The 20501-nt window shown below is 69.7% G+C and carries 22 protein-coding genes and 1 tRNA gene; 13 read left to right on the top strand and 10 right to left on the bottom strand.

Features of this window, described 5'->3' with window-relative positions; all coding sequences use genetic code 11:
- Positions 1–48: 48 nt before the first annotated feature.
- A complete protein-coding gene (locus HHL11_RS04730; protein ID WP_169417283.1) occupies positions 49–519 on the top strand; it encodes a YqaA family protein in 471 nt (156 codons plus the stop codon).
- Here HHL11_RS04730 and HHL11_RS04725 read toward each other — a convergent pair.
- From HHL11_RS04725 to ychF, 4 genes are all read right to left on the bottom strand, one after another.
- Positions 474–659 (bottom strand): hypothetical protein, encoded by a 186-nt coding sequence (locus HHL11_RS04725; protein WP_169417282.1) that lies wholly within the window; start codon positions 657–659, stop codon positions 474–476. The genes HHL11_RS04730 and HHL11_RS04725 overlap by 46 nt on opposite strands.
- A gap of 86 nt (positions 660–745) precedes the next feature.
- On the bottom strand, positions 746–1195 hold the full coding sequence (locus HHL11_RS04720) for a DUF2846 domain-containing protein (RefSeq protein ID WP_169417281.1): 450 nt from the start codon (positions 1193–1195) through the stop codon (positions 746–748).
- Entirely contained in the window at positions 1192–1599 is a 408-nt protein-coding gene (locus HHL11_RS04715; RefSeq protein ID WP_169417280.1) for a hypothetical protein, read from the bottom strand. The genes HHL11_RS04720 and HHL11_RS04715 overlap by 4 nt, the downstream gene beginning before the upstream one ends.
- Before the next feature lie 173 nt (positions 1600–1772).
- Positions 1773–2864, bottom strand: a complete 1092-nt coding sequence (gene ychF / locus HHL11_RS04710; RefSeq protein WP_169417279.1) for a redox-regulated ATPase YchF — start codon at positions 2862–2864, stop codon at positions 1773–1775.
- Between the two features lie 130 nt (positions 2865–2994).
- On the opposite strand from ychF, the gene HHL11_RS04705 reads away from it, so the two are divergent.
- A complete protein-coding gene (locus HHL11_RS04705) occupies positions 2995–4704 on the top strand; it encodes a 7TM diverse intracellular signaling domain-containing protein (protein ID WP_169417278.1) in 1710 nt (569 codons plus the stop codon).
- Here HHL11_RS04705 and HHL11_RS04700 read toward each other — a convergent pair.
- Positions 4701–5543: an MOSC domain-containing protein gene (locus tag HHL11_RS04700; protein ID WP_169417277.1), complete on the bottom strand. Its 843-nt coding sequence runs from the start codon at positions 5541–5543 to the stop codon at positions 4701–4703. The two genes, HHL11_RS04705 and HHL11_RS04700, sit on opposite strands and share 4 nt — an antisense overlap.
- A gap of 68 nt (positions 5544–5611) precedes the next feature.
- Between HHL11_RS04700 and HHL11_RS04695 the strand changes: the two genes are divergently transcribed.
- Genes HHL11_RS04695 through HHL11_RS04680 form a run of 4 tightly spaced genes read left to right on the top strand, consistent with a single transcriptional unit; the run spans position 5612 to position 10381 of the window.
- A complete protein-coding gene (locus tag HHL11_RS04695; RefSeq protein ID WP_169417276.1) occupies positions 5612–6742 on the top strand; it encodes an FAD-dependent monooxygenase in 1131 nt (376 codons plus the stop codon).
- Positions 6739–7503, top strand: a complete 765-nt coding sequence (locus tag HHL11_RS04690) for a DsbC family protein (RefSeq protein WP_169417275.1) — start codon at positions 6739–6741, stop codon at positions 7501–7503. Before HHL11_RS04695 ends, HHL11_RS04690 begins: the two co-directional genes overlap by 4 nt.
- On the top strand, positions 7503–9260 hold the full coding sequence (locus HHL11_RS04685; protein ID WP_169419910.1) for a M61 family metallopeptidase: 1758 nt from the start codon (positions 7503–7505) through the stop codon (positions 9258–9260). Before HHL11_RS04690 ends, HHL11_RS04685 begins: the two co-directional genes overlap by 1 nt.
- Positions 9239–10381 (top strand): DUF3108 domain-containing protein, encoded by a 1143-nt coding sequence (locus HHL11_RS04680; protein WP_169417274.1) that lies wholly within the window; start codon positions 9239–9241, stop codon positions 10379–10381. Before HHL11_RS04685 ends, HHL11_RS04680 begins: the two co-directional genes overlap by 22 nt.
- A gap of 14 nt (positions 10382–10395) precedes the next feature.
- On the opposite strand, the gene paaK is transcribed toward HHL11_RS04680, so the two are convergent.
- The 3 genes from paaK to HHL11_RS04665 are packed head-to-tail and all read right to left on the bottom strand — an operon-like array spanning position 10396 to position 12931.
- Positions 10396–11691 (bottom strand): phenylacetate--CoA ligase PaaK, encoded by a 1296-nt coding sequence (gene paaK / locus HHL11_RS04675; protein ID WP_169417273.1) that lies wholly within the window; start codon positions 11689–11691, stop codon positions 10396–10398.
- A complete protein-coding gene (gene paaI, locus HHL11_RS04670; RefSeq protein ID WP_169417272.1) occupies positions 11691–12131 on the bottom strand; it encodes a hydroxyphenylacetyl-CoA thioesterase PaaI in 441 nt (146 codons plus the stop codon). The genes paaK and paaI overlap by 1 nt, the downstream gene beginning before the upstream one ends.
- The gene (locus HHL11_RS04665; protein WP_169417271.1) at positions 12128–12931 is read right to left on the bottom strand and encodes an enoyl-CoA hydratase-related protein; all 804 of its coding nucleotides are present in this window, start codon (positions 12929–12931) and stop codon (positions 12128–12130) included. The genes paaI and HHL11_RS04665 overlap by 4 nt, the downstream gene beginning before the upstream one ends.
- 90 nt (positions 12932–13021) lie before the next feature.
- On the opposite strand from HHL11_RS04665, the gene HHL11_RS04660 reads away from it, so the two are divergent.
- Entirely contained in the window at positions 13022–13801 is a 780-nt protein-coding gene (locus HHL11_RS04660) for an enoyl-CoA hydratase (RefSeq protein WP_169417270.1), read from the top strand.
- 108 nt (positions 13802–13909) lie between these two features.
- Here the strand turns inward: HHL11_RS04660 and HHL11_RS04655 are convergent, their stop codons facing one another.
- Both HHL11_RS04655 and HHL11_RS04650 read right to left on the bottom strand, forming a co-directional pair.
- Entirely contained in the window at positions 13910–14968 is a 1059-nt protein-coding gene (locus HHL11_RS04655) for a hypothetical protein (protein ID WP_169417269.1), read from the bottom strand.
- Entirely contained in the window at positions 14965–15579 is a 615-nt protein-coding gene (locus HHL11_RS04650; protein ID WP_169417268.1) for a sigma-70 family RNA polymerase sigma factor, read from the bottom strand. Before HHL11_RS04650 ends, HHL11_RS04655 begins: the two co-directional genes overlap by 4 nt.
- A 118-nt stretch (positions 15580–15697) precedes the next feature.
- Between HHL11_RS04650 and HHL11_RS04645 the strand changes: the two genes are divergently transcribed.
- The 6 genes from HHL11_RS04645 to HHL11_RS04620 all read left to right on the top strand — a co-directional run bounded on the left by HHL11_RS04645 (position 15698) and on the right by HHL11_RS04620 (position 20501).
- Positions 15698–15774, top strand: a tRNA-Met gene (locus tag HHL11_RS04645).
- Positions 15775–16132: 358 nt separating this feature from the next.
- The gene (locus HHL11_RS04640; protein ID WP_169417267.1) at positions 16133–16624 is read left to right on the top strand and encodes a YbhB/YbcL family Raf kinase inhibitor-like protein; all 492 of its coding nucleotides are present in this window, start codon (positions 16133–16135) and stop codon (positions 16622–16624) included.
- A 127-nt stretch (positions 16625–16751) separates the two neighbouring features.
- Positions 16752–17165, top strand: coding sequence for a hypothetical protein (locus HHL11_RS04635; protein WP_169417266.1), 414 nt, complete (start codon positions 16752–16754; stop codon positions 17163–17165).
- A gap of 7 nt (positions 17166–17172) precedes the next feature.
- The gene (gene miaB / locus HHL11_RS04630; protein WP_169417265.1) at positions 17173–18513 is read left to right on the top strand and encodes a tRNA (N6-isopentenyl adenosine(37)-C2)-methylthiotransferase MiaB; all 1341 of its coding nucleotides are present in this window, start codon (positions 17173–17175) and stop codon (positions 18511–18513) included.
- Between the two features lie 10 nt (positions 18514–18523).
- Positions 18524–19930 carry a sensor histidine kinase gene (locus HHL11_RS04625; protein WP_169417264.1) on the top strand — a complete coding sequence of 469 codons (1407 nt, stop codon included), beginning with the start codon at positions 18524–18526 and terminating at the stop codon, positions 19928–19930.
- Positions 19920–20501: a hypothetical protein gene (locus HHL11_RS04620; protein ID WP_169417263.1), complete on the top strand. Its 582-nt coding sequence runs from the start codon at positions 19920–19922 to the stop codon at positions 20499–20501. The genes HHL11_RS04625 and HHL11_RS04620 overlap by 11 nt, the downstream gene beginning before the upstream one ends.

Raw genomic sequence — 20501 nt, 5'->3', positions numbered from 1 at the left:
GTGCACCAAGGCAATCGCATCGCCCGCTCCGATAACATCCGCCCGCAAATGCCCTCCTGGATGGAAACACTGTTCTCCGTGCTGGCCCTGCCGGAGTACGGGCTGACGACCCTGTTCCTCGCCGCCTTCGTTTCGGCGACGCTGCTGCCGGTGGGCTCGGAGCCGGCGCTGTTCGGCCTGCTGAAGTTGAACCCCAGCCTGTTCTGGCCTGCGATCTTCGTGGCCACCGTAGGCAACACGCTGGGCGGCATGCTCGATTGGTGGATGGGCTACGGCGCGCATCGCATCGCCGACAAGTACAGCCATTCGCGCTGGCACCTGAAGGCGCTGGGCTACCTGGAACGGCTGGGCCCCAAGGCCTGCCTGCTGGCCTGGCTGCCTATCGTGGGCGACCCGCTGTGTGCGGTGGCCGGCTGGCTGCGGCTGCCCTTCTGGCCCTGCACGATGTACATGGCCATCGGCAAGTTCCTGCGCTACCTGGCGATGACCGGCGTGCTGCTCTGGATCTGGCCGCACTGAGGCTCGCCCTGCTCGCCGGCGTCGGCCGGCGCCATCCAGGCCGCGACCGCCGCGGCGGCCAGCGCGGCGAAGATGGCCGCTTCATAGAGGCTGGGCAGCTGGCGCCGCAGTCGGCGCAGGAGTCGGGAGTTGGCGAACATGGAGCATCCTGGCGATCTGCTTCGGATGATCCACGCCCGCCGCGGCGCGCGCAGTGATTTGTTGGCTGCGGCGCTGTGGCTGCTGCTTACTTGCCGGCGACGGTGCCGGTGTAGCTCAGCGAATTGAGCTCGTTCACCGCCTTCTCGTGGGTCTCGAGCTCCAGCGTATTGCGGCCCGCGACCACGCCAAAGCCGATGGACGACCGGACGTACTTGGTCTCACCCGGCTGCAGCGTGAAGGACAGCGTCTTCTCCGTCTCGGTGCTGGCGCTGGCGACGTAGTTGCCGGCCGGACGGTCGACGTAGAAGAAGCCGCCCGGCTTGGACGTGCCTACCACGTGCCCGTTCAGGCGGATGTCGGGCTGGATCGCCGCGCCCACCATCGAGGACGAGCGGAAGAAGTAGACGCGGCCTTCGCCCGCCTTCAGCTTCGGCATGCTCGCAGCCATCTCTTCGTGCTTCATGCCGGTGGCGCAACCCGCCAGGACCGCGGACGCAGCGGCCAGCACACACAGTTTCAGGAACGTACGCTTCATCGTTTCTCTCCTCTGGATAAATTCATTGGCAGCAAGGCCGGCGTGAAGTGCGACTCCCCGGGCAGGTAGAAGCCTTGCAGCTGCGCGCCGCGCAGCACCAGCCAGGCTTCGTGGACCTGGCGGCCTTCGACCTGGAAGACGGTATCGAGCGGCTTGAACACGGTGCCCTGCGGCAAGGTGCCGACGGCGCGCCAATGGCTGCCGGCCGGGAGCACGCGGGTGTAGCCGGTGGTGAAGCGGACCTCGGTGGCTTGCGCCAGTTCCATGTCCTCGCCGGCGCCGCTGGCCAAGGGCTGCAACTGCGCGGGCGTGACCGGCACCTGCATCGCGCAGGCCATGATGCCGGCGGCCAAGAGGCCGGCAAGAGCAATCCGAACCGCGCGGCCTGGCAATGGCTTCGCCATGGGAACCCCCTCCACCTCGATCGTTGTTCTGGGCCGGCATGGACCGGCTGGAGGGGATGCTAGCGGCGAGCGCGAGCGCCGGAACACGGGTGCGCATGAATCACGCGGATTCAGCGCACTACGTTGCGCGGGGACAGATTCTTGCGTTGCGCGCCTGCGACGCGCCTGTCCGCTCAGACGTTGAACAGGAAGTTCATCACGTCGCCATCCTTGACGACGTATTCCTTGCCTTCGCTGCGCATCTTGCCCGCGTCCTTCGCGCCCTGCTCGCCCTTGAAGGCGATGTAGTCCTCGTAGGCGATGGTCTGCGCGCGGATGTAGCCGCGCTCGAAGTCGGTGTGGATCACGCCGGCGGCCTGCGGCCCGGTCGCGCCGATGGCCACCGTCCAGGCCCGCACTTCCTTCACGCCGGCGGTGAAGTAGGTCTGCAGCCCCAGCAGCTTGAAGGCCGCGCGGATCAAGCGGTTCAGGCCCGGCTCGTCCTGGCCGATCTCCGACAGGAACATCTGCTTGTCCTCGTCGCTCATGTCGGCCATCTCGGCTTCCATCTTGGCGCAGATCGCCACCACCGGCGCGTTCTGCTTCGCCGCGTAGTCGCGCAGGCGGTCGAGGTAGGGGTTGTTGTCGAAGCCGTCTTCGGCCACGTTCGCCACGAACATCGCCGGCTTGGCGGTGATCAGGCACAGCGGCTTCACGAGCGGCTGGTCTTCCTTGCTGAATTCCAGCGCGCGCACCGGCCGGCCTTCGTTCAGCGCGGCCTGGCAGCGCTCGAGGATGGCGACCAGCTTGGCCGCTTCCTTGTCGCCCGAGCGCGCCGTCTTGTTGTGGCGATGCAGGGCCTTTTCCACCGTGCCCAGGTCCGCCAGGCACAGCTCGGTCTGGATCACCTCGATGTCGCTCACGGGGTCGACCTTGCCGGCGACGTGGATCACGTTCTCGTCGTCGAAGCAGCGCACCACGTTGACCGTGGCGTCCGTCTCGCGGATGTGCGCCAGGAACTGGTTGCCCAGCCCTTCACCCTTGCTCGCGCCCGCCACCAGGCCGGCGATGTCGACAAACTCGACAATGGCTGGCACGATGCGTTCAGGCTTGACGATGTCGGCCAGCGCGGCGAGGCGGGGGTCCGGGAGCTCCACCACGCCGACGTTCGGCTCGATGGTGCAGAAAGGATAGTTTTCGGCGGCGATTCCCGCCTTGGTCAGGGCGTTGAACAAGGTGGACTTGCCCACGTTGGGCAGGCCCACGATTCCGCACTTCAAACTCATGTCAGCACCCGTTGAAAGAACCGGAAAGTGTATGCGATGGTTCGTCGCGGCGCTCCGCGCGGGGGTGTTGGCAGTCTGCTGTGTAGGGGCAGCCGCCGAGCCGGCGCCCGCTGCCGGGCCAGCCCCCGCCGTGCTGCAGGACGCGCTGGGCACCATCGACGCCGTGTCGCTCGCCCGCGCCTGGGAAGACCCCGCGGGCAGCGCCACCCTGGAACAGGTCGCCAGCCCCGCCGGCCAGGCTCGCTTCCATGCAGCGCCGCCGCCTGAAGCCATCCACGACCTCGGCAACCAGGGCGCGCTGTGGCTGCACCTGCGGCTGCAGCGCCCGCCGGAAGGCCGGCAGGAATGGGTGCTGGAATTCCCGATGCCGGTGCTGGACTTCGTCACCGTGTACCAGCGCGGCCCCCAGGGCTGGGCCGGCGAATCGGCGGGCGACACCGTGGCGGTGAACAGCTGGCCCGAGGCGGGCCGCTATCCCTTCTTCCGGCTGGACCTGCCGCCCGGGGAGACGCGCGACGTCTTCGTGCGCATCCGGCACCTCACGCCCGCCAACTTTCCGGTGCGGCTGCTGACCTCGGCGGTGCACGCGCGCAACATCCAGCTCGAATATCTGGCACTGGGCACCGCTTTCGGCGCGCTGCTGCTGCTGGTGGCCGGCTGCCTGGCGCGCGGCCTGGTCTACCGGGACCGCATCTTCGGCTGGTACGCCGTCTATGCGCTGGTGACCAGCCTCGGCGTGGCCGCCTTCACCGGCGCGGCGGCGCACCTGTTGTGGCCCGGCTTCAGCGCGCTGGGCGACTCGCCGCCGCCGATGCTGGCCGCGGCCTTCGGCGTCGCCGCCGTGCTGTTCGTGCGCAACCTCATCGGCGTGCGCCGCCGCTTCCTGGGGCAGGACCGGCTGCTGAAGGGGCTGGCCGGCATCGGCGTCGTGCTGATCGCCGCGCCGCCCGTGCTGCCCAAGATGCTGGGGCTGCACCTGCTGGGCGCCTACCTCGCCATCGCCACCTTCAGCGTGCTCGGGGTCGCCGCCGCAGCCTGGCGCCGGGGCGACGAGGTCGGCAAATGGGTCTGCGCCGCCTTCCTGCCCATGACCTTGTCGGTGCTGGCCAGCTTCATGCGCATCTTTGGCTGGCTGCCGGTGTCGACCGGCTCGCAATACGCCGTGGTGCTGGCGATGGGCCTGGAGATCCCGCTGCTGCTGGTGGCGTTGACCATCCGCTCGCGCGAACGCCACAGCGCCCAGGTGCGCGAACAGGCGCTGACCACGCACGACGCGCTCACCGGCCTGCTGGCGCCGCACCTGTTCCAGGACCGCCTGCGGCAGGTCATCGCCCGCTACAAGCGCGAAGGCCAGGGCGCGGCGGTGATGTTCATCGACCTGGTGAACCACGGGCCGATCAAGGATCGCTTCGGCACCGCGGTGGCCGAGCAGAGCCTGCTGCGCAGCGTGATCAAGCTGCACCGGCTGGTGCGCGACGTCGACACGGTGGCGCGGCTGGGCGAAGCGCGCTTCGCGGTGATCCTGGAAGGCGCCACCGCGCGCGCCTCCGTCACCGACCGCGGCGCGCGCCTGATCGCCGCCGGGCTGATGCCGCTGCCGGGGCTGAAGCCGGACGTCACCTTGCAGTTCCACATCGCCGCGCTGCTGCTCAGCGAGCGGCCCACGGAGGCGGGCGACGTGGAGGCGGCGCTGGCCGACCAGCTTGCGCGCATGTCACCGCGCACGCGGCGGCCGATCCGCTTCGTCGCGCCGGACACGCCGGAGCACGCGGATTCCTCGCTGTTCCTGCCTTCGGACGACGAGAAGCGCAGCCGGCCGCCGCTGTCGGCGGTGAGTTAATCGAACTTGAAGTCGCCGCTGACGGCGTCGCCGACGCGCAGCGTCCGGTCGAAACCTTCGAGGACGATCGCATTCATGGCGAAGGTGATGCCGCCATCCATCTTCTCGTTGCGCCGGTAGCCCTGCAGCGTGTCCCCCACCACCGGGTCGACGTCCGCCGTCGCCGGATCCACGTTGGGAATCGTGCAGCGCACGCAGGGCTTCACCGGCTTCAGCACCACCGGGCCGTCGGTCGACGTGATGGCGATCTCGTCCAGCCGGTCCTCGTCGTGCGCCTCGATGCCATCGAGCACGATGTTCGGCCGGAAACGCTCCACGCCAATCGGCGCCGGCAGCTTGGAATTCAGCAGCTCCATCGACGCCGTGCTGGTCACCAGCAGCGGGTAGCCGTCGGCGAACTGGTTCAGGGCCTCGACACCGCCGGTCCATTTCTGGTTCGACAGGCGGCGGTGTTCCGGGTCGAAGCGCACCAGCCGCAGCTTGCGGCCGAGGAAATCGGTGAACCACTGGGCGGCGACGTCGCCCATGTCGAAGGCGCTCACCTCGTCGTCCCACACCTTCACCCGCACCGGCTCTTCGACCGTGTCGATGGACAGGTGCAGCGCCAGCATGCCGGGCGCCCGCAGCACCACCTCGGTCACCTTCAGCGTCGGGCGCACCAGCGCCATCCGCGGCAGCTCGCGCTGGCTGACGAATTCGCCCTGCTCGTCCACCACCATCCAGGCGCGGTCCAGGTCCAGGCCGGTCTCGGTCAGCAGCGCCTCCTTCAGCTCGACGCCGGCACAGGATTTGACGGGGTAGACGAACAGGCGCGCGATGCGGGCAGTGATGTTGCTCATGCGGCGGAAATCGGGAAGGGATGGGGGAAGCCAGCCGGGATTGTGCCCGGCTCCTACAATCCCCTACCATGCCCGCCCCTCTCGATGTCTGTATCCGCGGTGCCGGGATCGTCGGCCGCACGCTGGCGCTGCTGCTGGCGCGCGACCGCCTGCGCGTAGGCCTGGTCGAAGCGCCGCCGCCGGCCGGCAGCGGCCACAGCGACGTCCGCGCCTATGCGCTCAACACCACCAGCCGCGACCTGCTGGCGCGCCTGCGCGCCTGGCCCGACGAACAGCACGCCACGCCCGTCCTCTCCATGGATGTCCAGGGTGACGACGGCGGCCGGGTGCACTTTGCCGCCGCCGGCGAAGGCGTGCCGGCGCTGGCCTGGATCGTCGAAGTGGAGCCGCTGCTGGCCCGCCTGGCCGAAGCCGTGCGCTACCAGCCGCAGGTCGAAGTGCTGAAGGAGCCGCAGCCGGCCGCCCTCACCATCGTCTGCGAAGGCCGCGCCAGCGCCACCCGGGCCGAATTCGGCGTCGATTTCCACGTCACCGGCTATGCCCAGCGCGCCATCGCGGCGCGGCTGGAATGCGAAATCCCGCACGGCCAGGCCGCCCGCCAGTGGTTTGGCGAAGGCGAAATCTGCGCCCTGCTGCCTTTGGGCGGCTCGCAGGGGAACTCTGCAGCGCTGGTGTGGTCCGTCATGGAGCCGCGCGCGGCGGAGCTGCTGGCGCTGCCCGTGCCGGAGTTCGAGGCGCGGCTGCAGTCCATCTGCGGCGATGCCACCGGCGCGGTCAAGCTCATCACCGACCGCGCCGCCTGGCCGCTGCAGCGGGCCAACGCGGACCGCTGGTGCGGCCCGGGCTGGGTGCTGGCCGGCGACGCGGCGCACAACGTGCACCCGCTCGCGGGCCAGGGCCTGAACCTGGGCCTGGCCGATGCCGAGGAACTCGCCGGCGTGCTGCACGCGCGCGAGTCCTGGCGCGGCCTGGGTGACGAAAAGCTGCTGCGCCGCTACGAGCGTGCGCGCAAGGCCGACGTCCTGGCCATGGGGCTGACGACGGATGGACTGCAACAGTTGTTCGCGCAGCCGGCCGAGCCCTGGTCGTGGCTGCGAAACTGGGGCATGCGCGGTTTCGACCGCAGCGGCCCGATCAAGCATTGGGTGGCGCGCCAGGCCATGGGCGCCAGCAATTTGTTGAGAACAGGAAGACCATGAAGACGATCTCCCGCGCTGTCGTGCCGGCCCTGGTGGCTGCGGCCCTGGCCGCCGGCGTTGCCCAGGCCCAGGCCCCGACCAAGGCGAATGCCGCGCAGGTGCTGCCGGCGCCCATCGAGCAGCAGCTGCGCAAGAACCTCGAGGAGCGCCTGCCCAACATGGGCAAGATCGACGAGGTCCGCAAGACCCCGATCGGCGGGCTCTACGAGGTGCGCGTCGGCACCGAGCTGTTCTACTCCGACGCCGAGGGCAACTACCTCGTCAACGGCCAGATCATCGACACCAAGGCGCGCAAGAACCTCACCGAGGAACGCCAGGACAAGCTGCTGGCGATCGACTTCAACGCGCTGCCCTCGAAGGACGCCTTCACCATCGTGCGCGGCAACGGCAAGCGCAAGCTGGCGGTGTTCGAGGACCCGAACTGCCCCTACTGCCACCGCTTCGAGGCCGACCTGCAGAAGGTCGACAACGTCACGGTCTACATGTACCTGTACCCGATCCTGGGGCCGGACTCCATCGAGAAGTCCAAGAACCTCTGGTGCTCGCGCGACAAGGGCAAGGCCTGGGTGGACTGGATGATCCGCAAGGACACGCCCAAGCAGGCCGACGCCAGCTGCGACGTGAACGCGCTGGCGCGCAACATCGAGTTCGGCAAGAAGTACAAGATCACCGGCACGCCCACGCTGGTGTTCGTCGACGGCACGCGCGTGCCGGGCGCCATCGGCGCGGCCGACGTCGAGAAACTGCTCGCCAGCAAGTGATCGCGTCGACCCGCAGCACCGGCCCGCACTACCGGATCGAGGCGGCCGATCCCGCCGCCCACCTGTTCCACGTCACGCTGACCATCGCGCAGCCGCAGGCGGCGCAGCGCGTATCGCTGCCGGCATGGATCCCGGGCAGCTACCTGGTGCGCGAGTTCGCGCGCCACCTGCAGAAGCTGGGGGCGCGCCAGGACGGCAAGGCCGTGGCCGTCCACCAGGTCGACAAGGCGACCTGGCAGGTGGACTGCATGCCGTCCACGCCGCTGGTGCTGAGTTACGAGGTCTACGCCTTCGACAACTCGGTGCGCACCGCCTGGCTGGACCAGGGCCGCGGCTTCTTCAACGGCACCAGCCTGTGCCTGCGCGTGCAAGGCCAGGCGCAGGAGCCGCATGAACTGGAGCTGGTGGCGCCGCGCGCCTTCCCGCATTGGGAAGCCGCGACGGGCCTCGAGCCGCTGAAGACCGGCAAGCGCGGTTTCGGCACCTATCTCGCCGCCGACTACGACGACCTGGCCGACTGCCCGGTGGAGATGGGCGCTTTCTTCAGCGCCGAATTCCGCGCCGGCGGCGTGCCGCATCGCGTGGTGGTGGCGGGCGCCGCCGAGTCCTTCGACAGCGAGCGGCTGGTCGCGGACATCCACAAGATCTGCGAGGCGGAGATCCGCTTCTGGCACGACCGCAAGCGGCCGCCGTTCAAGAGCTACCTGTTCCTGCTCAATTGCGTGGACGACGGCTACGGCGGGCTGGAGCACCGCAACTCCACGGCGCTGATCGCGTCGCGGCGCGACCTGCCGCGGGTGGGCGAGAGCCGCCTCACCGACGGCTACGTGACCTTGATGGGCCTGATCAGCCACGAGTACTTCCACACCTGGAACGTCAAGCGCCTGCGGCCGGCGGAGTTCGCGCAGTACGACTACACGCAGGAGAACTACACGCAGCTGCTGTGGTTCTTCGAAGGCTTCACCAGCTACTACGACGACCTGCTGCTCAAGCGCGCGGGCCTGATCGACGACGCGACCTACCTGAAGCTGCTCACGAAGACGGCCAACCAGGTGCTGCAGACGCCGGGCCGCGAGGTGCAGTCGGTGGCGCAGGCCAGCTTCGACGCCTGGGTCAAGTACTACCGGCAGGACGAGAACACCGCCAACGCCACCGTCAGCTACTACACCAAGGGCGCGCTGGTCGCCCTGTGCTTCGACCTGACGCTGCGCGTGGAAGGGCACACGAACCTCGACGAAGTGATGCGCGCGCTGTGGCTGCGCTGCAAGGCCGGGCCGATGGCCGAAGCAGATTTCGCCGCGGTGTTGAAAGAGCTGGGCGGCCGCGCCTTCACGCGCGAGCTGGCCAACTGGGTGCACGGCACGCGCGAGCTGCCGCTGAAGGAGCTGCTGGAGCAGCACGGCATCGCGGTGCTGGAAGAACCTTCGCAGCTGCAGCAGCGCCTGGGCGTGCGCGTCAGCGAGAACGGCGGCGCCATCACGCTGAAGAACGTGCTGCGCGGCGGCGCGGCGGAACAGGCGGGCTTCGCGGCCGGCGACGAGTGGCTCGGCGTGGAAGTGGCCGGCTCCGGCTGGCGGCTGAACAAGCTGGATGACCTGACCATGTACGCGGGTTCGCACCGCAAGGTGACCGCGCTGGTCGCGCGCGACCGGCGCCTGCTGCGGCTGGAGCTGAGCCTGCCGGCCGGCGTCACCACCTGGCGGCTGGCGCTGCGCGACGCGGCGCGAGCGCAATCGTGGCTCGGCCCGCAACACTGAGCCGCTGGCTGCTGCTGGGGCTCGTCGTCGTCGCCCACCTCGTGGGCCTGGAGTGGTTCGCCCGCGCCTACGAAGAGCAGGACGCGCTGATCAAGCCGATGGCGCCGCCGATGTACACGCGGATGCTCAAGCCCGAAGCGCCGCCGGAGATCGTGGCGCAGGCCGTCCCGCCGCCAACGAAGCCCAAGCTCAAGCCGCCGCCGCCGGTGCGCATCATCAAGCCGCGGCCGCACGCGTCGGCGCCGAAGCCGGTGCCGGAAGCCGAGCCCGAGGTCGCGCAGGCGCCGCAGGAGGCAGCGAGCGCGCCGGAGGCCGCGGCTTCGGCACCGGACGCAGTTGCTGCCGCGGAGCCCGCGGCGTCCGCGCCCGTCAGGGCCGCGTCCTCGCCGGTTGCAGCCGCTTCCGCCCCCGTTGCCGCGGCTTCCGCACCAGCGGTGGCCGCCAGCGGGCCACCGGCGAACCCCTATGCCGCGCAGGCGGACTGGCCCAGCGACACGCGGCTGTCCTATGAACTGGGTGGCGTCCTCTACGGCGGGCCGCTGTATGGCAGCGCGCATGTGCAGTGGCAGCGCGAGGGCGAGAACTACCAGGTGCGGCTGGACCTGGACGTGAAGTACTTCGTCAACTTCGTGATGATGAGCCAGGGCACCGTCACGCCCGTCGGCCTGCGGCCGAAGGCGTACGAGGAATACCGCCCGGGCAACAAGCGGCGCGCGATCCAGATGAACGCCGATTCGGTCGCCCTGGACAACGGCAAGTCGGTGCCGCGGCTGCCTGGCCTGCAGGACACGGTGAGCCAGTTCGTCGACCTGGCGCACCGCTTCGCCGCGGGCCAGGTACCGCTGGCCATCGGCGAGATCATCCCGGTGCCGCTGGCCCGGCCGGGCGGCGTGGACACCTGGGTCTACGACGTGATCGCGAAAGAGACGCTGACCACGCCGCAGCTGGGCGAGGTGGAGGCCTACCACCTGAAGCCGCGCCCGCTGGACAAGCCGCGCGGCGACATCACCGCCGACATCTGGTTCGCGCCCAGCCTGCAGTACCTGCCGGTGAAGATCCGCATCTCGATGGGAACGTCGCACTACGTGGACCTGCTGGTGGATCACATCGAGCAGCGCTGACGCCCCCGTGAGGGTCAGAGCCGCCGCTGGTCCACCACCCGCTTCGCCTTCCCCACGCTCCGCTCCACCCCACCCGCCGGCCGCACTTCGATGCGCGCGCTGGTGCCGATGTAGACCTTGATCTCGTACGCGAGCCGTTCCGCGGCCGCCTGCGCGTCGCCGCTGTCGTGCGGCAGGCCGGGGCCGGCTTCCACGGCGACGGTCAACGAATCGAGCGGCCCTTCGCGCGTGAGGATGCACTGGTAGTGCGGCGCCAGCGCCGCGTGCTTCAGGATCAGCTCCTCGATCTGCGTCGGGAACACGTTGACGCCGCGCACGATCATCATGTCGTCGCTGCGGCCCGTGATCTTCTCCATGCGCCGCATCGTGCGCGCGGTGCCGGGCAAGAGCCGCGTGAGGTCGCGCGTGCGATAGCGGATGACGGGCAGCGCCTCCTTGGTGAGGCTGGTGAAGACCAGCTCGCCGAGCTCGCCATCCGGCACCGGCTCGCCGGTCTCGGGATCGACGATCTCCGGATAGAAGTGGTCTTCCCAGATCGTCGGCCCGTCCTTGGTCTCGATGCACTCGTTCGCGACGCCGGGGCCCATCACCTCCGACAGGCCGTAGATGTCGACGGCGTCGATGCCCAGGCGCTGCTCGATGGCCGCGCGCATGTCGTTGGTCCAGGGCTCGGCGCCGAAGATGCCCAGGCGCAGGCTGCAGTCCTGCGGGTCCATGCCCTGGCGCTCCATCTCGTCGGCGATGGCCAGCATGTAGCTGGGCGTGACCATGATGATGTCCGGCTGGAAGTCGCGAATGAGCTGCACCTGGCGCTCGGTCTGGCCGCCGCCGAAGGGCACCACCGTCAGGCCCAGCTTCTCCGCGCCGTAGTGCGCGCCGAGCCCGCCGGTGAACAGGCCGTAGCCGTAGCTCACGTGCACCAGGTCGCCCGGGCGCGCGCCGGCCGCGCGGATGCTGCGCGCCATCACGTGCGACCAGGTCTCGACGTCGTTCTTCGTGTAGCCGACCACCGTGGGCTTGCCGGTGGTGCCGCTGGAAGCGTGGATGCGCACGCACTGCTGGCGCGGCACCGCGAACATGCCGAAGGGATACGCGTCGCGCAGGTCCGTCTTCGTCGTGAAGGGGAACTTGCGCAGGTCCGACAGGCTGCGCAGGTCGTCCGGATGCACGCCCGCCGCGTCGAACTTGGCACGATACGCCGGCGAGTTGCGGTACGCGTGGCGCAGCGTGCCTTGCAGGCGCTTGAACTGCAGCCCGCGCAGTTCGTCGACGCTGGCCTTCTCGATCAGCTCCAGGGCGAATTCGGCCATCAGTCCTCCTCGGGCACCACATGGCCCTGGATGCTCGCGCTCTTGCCGCGGAACACGGCCACGATCTCGCCCCGCTGGTTGCTCACCTTCATGTCGTAGACACCGTGCCGGCCCTGCAGCACCTGCTCCACGCCTTCGCAGCTGAGCACGTCGCCCAGGTGCGCGGGCTTCAGGAATTCGATGCTGGCGCCGGCGGCCACCGTCACGCGGTTGTGGCTGTTGCAGGCGTAGGCGAAGGTGGAATCGGCCAGCGTGAAGATCAGGCCGCCGTGGCAGATCCTGTGGCCATTGAGCATGGGCTCGCGCACCACCATGCGCATCAGCGCGCGGCCCGGCTCGCAGGCGAGCAGCTCGATCTGCATGAAGTCGCGCACGGCCGGATCCGCCGCGTACATGGCCGCGCCGACGCGGGCAGCGAGCGCCTTGGGATCAGTGCTCATTCGCCGGTGAACTGCGCGGGACGCTTCTCGCGGAAGGCCATGACGCCTTCGATGTAGTCGTGGGTCTTGCCCAGGCCCGACTGCGTGTCGCGTTCCAGGTCCAGTTGCTGGTCGAGCTCGTTGCTGGCCGCGGCGCGCAGCAGCTTGCGTGTCTGCACGAGGGCCGTCGTGGGCAGCGCCGCCAGACGTTCCGCGAGCGTCATGGCGGTGGCGACGCAGTCTTCGCCCTCGGGCGCCACGTCCCAGATCATTCCCCACTCCTTGGCGTCCTTCGCGCCCAGCTTGTCGCCCAGCATCGCGCAGCCCATGGCGCGCGCGAGGCCCAGCTTCTTCACCAGGAACCAGGAGCCGCCCGCATCCGGCACGAGGCCGATCTTGCTGAAGGCCTGGATGAAGCTTGCATTGCTCGCCGCGACGGCGAGGTCGCAGGTCATGGCCAGCGATGCACCCGCGCCCGCCGCGACCCCATTGACCGCGGCGATGGTGGGCACGCGCAGCGCCATCAGCCTGCGCACGCTGGGGTTGAAGGCCTGCTCGATCACGGGGCCGGGGTCGGCGCGCTTCACGAGGTCGGGGCCGGGCTCGAAATCGAATTCGGCGAGGTCGGCGCCGGCGCAGAAGCCGCGGCCGGCGCCGGTGATGACGGCCGCGCGCACGGACTTGTCCTGCTCGATCCTGTCGAGGACGGCCCACAGCTCGCGGTGCATCTGGCGGGTGAAGCTGTTGAGGGCCTGCGGCCGGTTCAGCGTGATGAGCGCGACGGCGCCGCGCTGTTCGTGGAGGACGGTGGCTTCGGACATGGAGACTCCTTCGCGCTGAATCTAGCACCGGGCCCTGCGCGGCCGCAGCGCGCTTTCCCTTGGTTATAGTCACAGCGAAAAGGAGAAGCCATGGCTTACGAATTCATCACCGTCCGCACCGAAGGGGACAAGGTCGGCGTGATCACGCTGAACCGGCCCAAGCAACTGAACGCCCTGAACAACGAGTTGATGGATGAGCTCGGCCAGGCGATGAAGGCCTTCGATGCCGACGAGCGCATCGGCTGCATGATCATCACCGGCAGCGAGAAGGCTTTCGCGGCCGGCGCCGACATCGGCGCGATGGCCACCTACAGCTTCTCCGACGTCTACAAGCACGACTACATCACGCGCAACTGGGAAACGATCCGCAGCGTGCGCAAGCCGGTGATCGCCGCGGTGAGCGGCTTCGCGCTGGGCGGCGGCTGCGAGCTGGCGATGATGTGCGACTTCATCATCGCCGCCGACAACGCGAAGTTCGGCCAGCCCGAGATCAAGCTGGGCATCATCCCCGGCGCCGGCGGCACGCAGCGCCTGCCGCGCGCGGTGGGCAAGGCCAAGGCCATGGACATGGCGCTGACCGGCCGCATGATGGACGCGACGGAAGCCGAGCGCGCGGGCCTCGTGAGCCGCGTCGTGGCGCTGGACAAGCTGATGGACGAAGCGCTGGGCGCCGCGCTGCAGATCTGCGACTTCTCGCAGATCGCCGTGCTGGCCGCCAAGGAGTCGGTCAACCGCGCCTTCGAAAGCGGGCTGGCCGACGGCGTGATGTTCGAGCGCCGCCTGTTCCACGCGCTGTTCGCCACCGCCGACCAGAAGGAAGGCATGGACGCCTTTGTGAACAAGCGCAAGGCGCAGTTCCAGCACAAGTGAGCCACGCTGGTTGCGGGCTGCCTCGCGCCTGGGTTGGCGGCTGCTTCTTGCCTGGGTTCCGCGGCTGCTCCGCAGGCTGGGTTCGGCGACAAGCCGACCCCAGCTAGCCTAGCGCCGCACCACCCGCAAAGCCTCTTCCCGCACCTGCTCGGTCAACACGGCATCCGTCCGCAGGGCCCGTGTCGTCCCGCCCATGGGCCGCCAGCGCCAGCCTTCGGCGGCCAGCTCCAGCACGCCGGCCGGCAAGCCCGCCTGCGTGAACTCCATCCGCAACTGCGCCGGCGACGCGCCCACGTTCCCGTCCTGCCCTGACTGCAGCAGCTGTTCCAGCAACCCTGCCAGCTTGTCCGCGTCCGCACGCGCGACGCGCTTGTCGCGGGCATCCGCCTGGATGCGCACGGCATCCCAGCCCGGCGGCGCCGTCGGCCGCAATTGCTGCGCCATGGGGGACGCTGGCGCGGGCGCCGGGGCCATGCGCATCGAGGGCACGCCAGTTGGCAGGCGTGTCGCCTCCGCCGGCGCCGGCCGCGTGAGGTCCTGCAGCGGCACTGGCGTGGGAGCCGCTGCGATCGCAGGCGGCGCTTCCACCGGCGCGGGAGCGGAGGGTGCTGGCGCGCCGGTCGCGGCCGACGCTTGCCGCTCGCGCTGTGCGCGCGCTTCCACCGCCTGCTCCTTGGCGCGCCGCTCCGCAGCTTGCTGCTCGGCGCGCCGCTCTTCATCATCTGCCTTGCGCTCGCGCTCGGGCTTGGCCGCGACCGGAGGCGGCGACACGCGCGTCGCCTCTGGCACAGGCGCGGGCGCCACCGAAGCACTGGGCGCAGCCGCAGCGCCCGGCGCTGGCGCGACAACCGTGGGCGCTTCCGGCGCCGGCGCAGCGGCGGTCGGCGCCTGCACGTCCGCCGACGGTGCCTCCTTGCGCGCCCCCGGAATCTCCTCGCGATGCCACACCAGCACCACCAGCGTCGCCACCACGAGGCTGGCGAATGCGGCGATCCAGGGCGTGCCGCGCCCGGGCCGCGCGGCTGGCCACCAGCGGCGCCAGGCCGGTTCCACCGCGGCATGCGCGGCGGCGCGGATCGCTTCGCGCGTGCGCGCGGGCGGCTGCAGGCCGGCGTCCGGCGCTTCCTCCATGGCCCGGCGCAGGCGGGCGTCGCGCAGTTCGGTCATTGCACCGGCTCCAGGGCTTCGAGGTAGCGGCCCATGCAGCCGCGCAGTTTCTTCAGCGCGTAGCGCAGGCGGCTCTTGGCGGTTTCGAAAGGCAGCGCCAGCCGCTGCGCCAGGTCCTCGACGCTCGCGCCGTCCTCGTGGTGCAGCAGGAAGGCCGCGCGCTGGGCGGCGGGCAGCGCTTCCAGGCAGTGCAGCAGCTGCGCACCGGCGGCGCGCCAGAAAGCCTGGTCTTCGCTGGAGGGCGCGACGCGGCCGGTCTTCGCCATCAGCCAGTCCAGCGGCTCGTCGCCATCGTCCTCGCCATCGACGGACACTTCGCGGCCGGCCACGCGCAGGCGGTCCATGCAGGCGTTGTGGGCAATGGTGAAGGCCCAGGTGCGCCAGGCCGCGCCCTGCGGCTTGAAGCTGGCGCGGGCCGCGACGATGCGCAGCCACACGTCCTGGAAGACCTCGTCGGCCTGGGCCGCCAGCGGCGCGCCCAGCAGCCTCCGCACGAAGCGGTACAGGGCGGCTTCGTGGCGGGTGTACAGGAGATCGAAGGCCGCGGCATCGCCGGCGGCATAGGCCAGCATCAGGTCCTCGTCGGGTAAATCGCGCAGCGCTCGCGGCATGGATGGATTCTCACACCGCCTTCTACGGCCGCCACCACGCTTCGGGGTCGATGGCCGAGCTTTGTTGTCGCGCGGCCGCGCGGAAGCCGCCGAAGAATTGCGCTACAATAGCGGGCTTGGCGCTTTAGCTCAGTTGGTTAGAGCGACGGAATCATAATCCGCAGGTCCGGGGTTCGAGTCCCTGAAGCGCCACCAGAACATCGGAACCCGCATCCAGCCCGCCTGGTGCGGGTTTTTCGCTTTTCGGCCCGAGCTCACTGCCGGCTCGCCCGCACGCCGCCATGCGCGGCGCAACTGCCGTCCGGCGGCAGGATCACGCCGTCGCGGCACAGCTTTCCGGATTCCGCGTCAGCCACGCGAGTCAGGCCACCTTGTGCGCAACCCGCACACAAGGCAGCCAGAAAGAACAGGACGGCAACAAGAGACTTCATGTGGCTTCACCGTGCCGGCAGCCCCTCCCCCGGCCTGTAGGAACCCGCGCCCCCGCCTCGCGCGCTTGGGCCGATAATCCCCGCCGGACCGGCCGCCGCGCGGCCGCTTGAGGAGCAATTGCATGGCATTCATCCTGCGCAGCCCCAGCCTTTCCGAAGGCCAGACCCTGCCCCGCGCCAACGTGTTCAACGGCATGGGCGCCGGTGGCGACAACCGCTCGCCCGCGCTCAGCTGGGAAGGCGCGCCCGCCGGCACCAAGAGCTTCGCGCTCACCCTGTACGACCCCGACGCGCCCACCGGCTCCGGCTGGTGGCACTGGGTCGTCTACGACATCCCGGGCAGCGCCACCAGTCTGCCCGAAGGCGCGGGCGCAACCGGTGGCAGCGCGCTGCCCCAGGGCGCCAAGCAGGGCCGCACCGATTTCGGCGGCAAGGAATACGGCGGCGCCGCACCGCCGCCCGGCCACGGCCCGCATCGCTACATCTTCACGCTGTACGCGCTGAACACCGACAAGCTCGACGTGCCGGACGATGCTTCCGCTGCGTATGTCGGCTTCATGATCCATTTCGCCAAGCTGGGCGAGGCGAAGCTCACCACCAAATACGAGCGCTGAAGATGTAACCCACCCAGCGCGGCGGGAAACCAACGTCTGGCACAATCCGCGTTTGACACTCAAGGGCACTGTCTTGCACAGTGCCCTTTGTTATTTTCCCCAAGCCCACAGCCTCTGGCTCTACACCATGAACCGCTGGATCAAGCTGGCCTTCGCAGGCCTTTCCCTCGCCACCGCCGCCTTCGTGGCGTCCGCCCAAGGCATCGTGCGCGAAGCGCCGCGCGACGTGAAGCCGGCCATCATGGTCGTCAGCGCCACGCCGCCCATCATCACCGTCGACGGCAAGGACGACCGCTTCTCGCCCGGCGTCCGCATCCGCGACCTGAACAACATGCTGGTGCTGACCGGCACGCTCGCCGGCAAGACCATCTACACGGTGTACCGCCGCGACGGCGCGGGCCTGGTGCATGAAGTGTGGCTGCTCACGGCCGACGAATACGCCAAGGTCGGCGGCGTCAGCACCGGCGACCCCAACGGCATCAAGCGCTTCTACGAGCTGCTGGACCTGATCTGGTCCGCCCGCCTCCTCCTTCTCAAGTGAGGCCGGCATGAAGAAGGTTTACATCAAGACCTTCGGCTGCCAGATGAACGAGTACGACTCGGACAAGATGGCGGACGTGATGAACGCGGCCGAAGGCTACGAACCGACGCAGGACCCCGAACAGGCGGACCTGATCCTCTTCAACACCTGCTCGGTGCGCGAGAAGGCGCAGGAAAAGGTGTTCTCCGACCTCGGGCGCGTCAAGCACCTGAAGAAGAAGGGCGTGCTGATCGGCGTGGGCGGCTGCGTCGCCTCGCAGGAAGGCGCGGCCATCATCGAGCGCGCGCCGTATGTGGACGTGGTGTTCGGCCCGCAGACCCTGCACCGCCTGCCGCAGCTGCTGGCCGAGCGCGAGCGCCAGCACCGCCCGCAGGTGGACATCTCCTTCCCGGAGATCGAGAAGTTCGACAACCTTCCGCCCGCACGGGTGGACGGCGCCTCGGCCTTCGTCTCCATCATGGAAGGCTGCTCCAAGTACTGCAGCTACTGCGTGGTGCCCTACACGCGCGGCGAGGAAGTGTCGCGTCCGTTCGACGACGTGCTGGTCGAAGTGGCCGGCCTGGCGGACCAGGGCGTGAAGGAAGTGACGCTGCTCGGGCAGAACGTCAACGCCTACCGCGGCAAGATGGGCGACACCAGCGAGATCGCCGACTTCGCCCTGCTGATCGAGTACGTTGCGGAAATCCCCGGCATCGAGCGCATCCGCTACACCACCAGCCACCCGAACGAGTTCACGCAGCGCCTGATCGACGTCTATGCCAAGGTGCCGCAGCTGGTGAGCCACCTGCACCTGCCGGTGCAGCATGGCAGCGACCGCATCCTGATGGCCATGAAGCGCGGCTACACCGCCATGGAATACAAGAGCACCATCCGCAAGCTGCGGGCGGTGCGGCCCGATCTGTCCATGTCCTCGGACTTCATCGTCGGCTTCCCCGGCGAGACCGAGGAAGACTTCGCGAAGCTGATGAAGCTGGTCACCGACGTCGGCTACGACGCCAGCTTCTCCTTCATCTTCAGCCCGCGCCCGGGCACGCCGGCGGCCAACCTGCCGGACGACACGCCGCACGCAGTCAAGCTGAAGCGCCTGCAGCACCTGCAGGCCGTCCTCGAAGAGAACGTGCAGCGCATCAGCGCCAGCCGCGTCGGCACCGTGCAGCGCATCCTGGTCGAAGGCCCTTCGCGCAAGGACAAGACCGAGCTGATGGGCCGCACCGAGTGCAACCGCATCGTCAACTTCGCCGGGCCGCAGCGCCTGGTGGGGCAGATGGTGGACGTGACCATCACCGAAGCGCTGCCGCATTCGCTGCGCGGCGAAGTGGTGCGCGCCGAGTCGACGCTCGCCGCCTGAGCGCCCTTCCATGGGCTCGTTCCGGCGGCTGCTGCTGGTCGCCTTCCTGCTGATCGCCGCGCTGCTGGGCGCCACGGCGCTGCGCGCGGTCGTCGTGCTGGAGCAGCTGATGGCGCAGAGCGCCGATGCCGCCAGCCGCTCCCTGGCCCTCAACGGCGCGGCACAAACGCTGGCCGCGCGCAGCGCCGGCATGGAGCGGGCGGCGCGCCAGTCGCTGGTGCTCAACGACGCTGTGCTGCGGCATCGTTTCGACGACGAGATGCGTCTCGCGCGCGCCGCGCTGCAGGACATGGAAACCGCCGGTTTGCCCGGCGCCGAACCCGCGAAGTGGCGCGAGCAGGCGCAGGACATCACCCGCCTGCTCGATGGCCCCGCGGACACCGCGCTGGACCGCGAGCGCCAGGTGGCCGGCGAATTCCGCGAGCTCGATGCGCGCAATGGCAGCCTCAGCGCGCAGGTGCAGCAGCTGATCCAGGCTCGCAACCGCGAACTGCGCGACAAGCTGGAAGCGGAGCGCGCCAGCCTGATGCGGCAGGTGCTGGCGGCGATCGCACTGGCCGTGCTGCTGGCCGTGGTCTTCGGGCTCTGGCTGGCGCGGCCCTTCAAGCAGCTGGAAAGCGCGATCGTGGGCCTGGGCGAGAACCGCCTCGCCGACCCCATCGACATCCCGGGCCCCTCGGACGTGCGAGGCGTCAGCCAGCAGCTGGAGTGGCTGCGCCTGCGCCTGACCGAACTGGAAGCGGACAAGGCGCGCTTCCTGCGCCATGTGTCGCACGAACTCAAGACGCCGCTGGCGGCGCTGCGCGAAGGCGTGGCGCTGCTGCGCGACGGCGTGCCCGGCGAATTGAGCGCGGGCCAGAAGGAAGTGGTGCGCATCCTGCACCAGAACACGCTGGCCTTGCAGGGCCACATCGAAGCCTTGCTGCAACTGAATGCGGCCGGCTTCGAAGCGCGCCAGCTGCAGCGGCGCCGCACCGACCTGCTGGCGCTGCTGCGCGAGCAGGTCGGGGCGCAGCGGCTGCAATGGCAGGCGCGCGAGCTGCAGGTCGTTGTGGAAGGCGAGCGCCAGCTGCTGCCGGTGGATGCCGCCAAGCTCGGCGCCGCCTTCGCCAACCTGCTGTCCAACGCCATCCGCTTCTCGCCGCGCGGCGCCACCTTGCGCGTGCGCCTGGACAGCACGCCCGCGGGCGTGACGGTGGATGTGCAGGACGAAGGCCCCGGCATCGCGGAAGAAGACCGGCCGCGCGTGTTCGAGCCCTTCTACCGCGGCGCGCGCCAGCCGCAGGACGCCGTGCGCGGCTCCGGCATCGGCCTGTCCATCGTGCAGGAATACGTGGCCGCGCACGGCGGCCGCGTGGCGCTGCTGGACGCGCCCCGCGGCAGCCATTTCCGGATAGAACTGCCCCATGCCAATTGAACTGAACCGGCCGCACGCTGCCAGCGCCCTGGTCCTGCTGGCGCTGGCCGCCGGCTGCGCATCCCAGGTGCCGGCGCCGCCGCTGGTGGCCGCCCGGCCACCCGAACCTGCGCGCACACCGGTCGCCCCGCCCGTCGCGGCCCGACCAGCCCCCGCGCCGGCCGACGCCGTGCTGGCCTACGCCGACCGCGTGCGCACGCTGCCCGCGCCCGAACTGGCCGCCGAGATCCAGCGCTTCGGCGACACGCCACCATCCGCGACGCAGGCCCTGCAACTGGCGATCGCGCTGCTGCAAGCCGGCGACTCCACGCAGCAGCCGCGCGTGCAACTGCAACTGCAGCGCGTGCTGGCGCAACAGGACGCCGAAGCGCAAGCGCTGCAGCCGCTCGCGCGCCTGCTTGCCGCGCAACTGGCCGACCGTCGCAAGGCCGACGAGCTGGCCGACCGCCAGGCACGCGATTTGCGGGAAGCCCGCCGCCGCAACGACGCGCTGAACGAAAGGCTGGAAGCGCTGCGCGCCATCGAGCGCAGCGTGCCCACCACGCCGGCCGCGCCGCGCGCCCCACGCTGA

The sequence above is a fragment of the Ramlibacter agri genome, from assembly GCF_012927085.1.
GTDB lineage: Bacteria > Pseudomonadota > Gammaproteobacteria > Burkholderiales > Burkholderiaceae_C > Ramlibacter > Ramlibacter agri.
The sequence above is the reverse complement of the archived record's forward strand: the minus strand, read 5'-3'. Positions and strand labels throughout refer to the sequence as shown.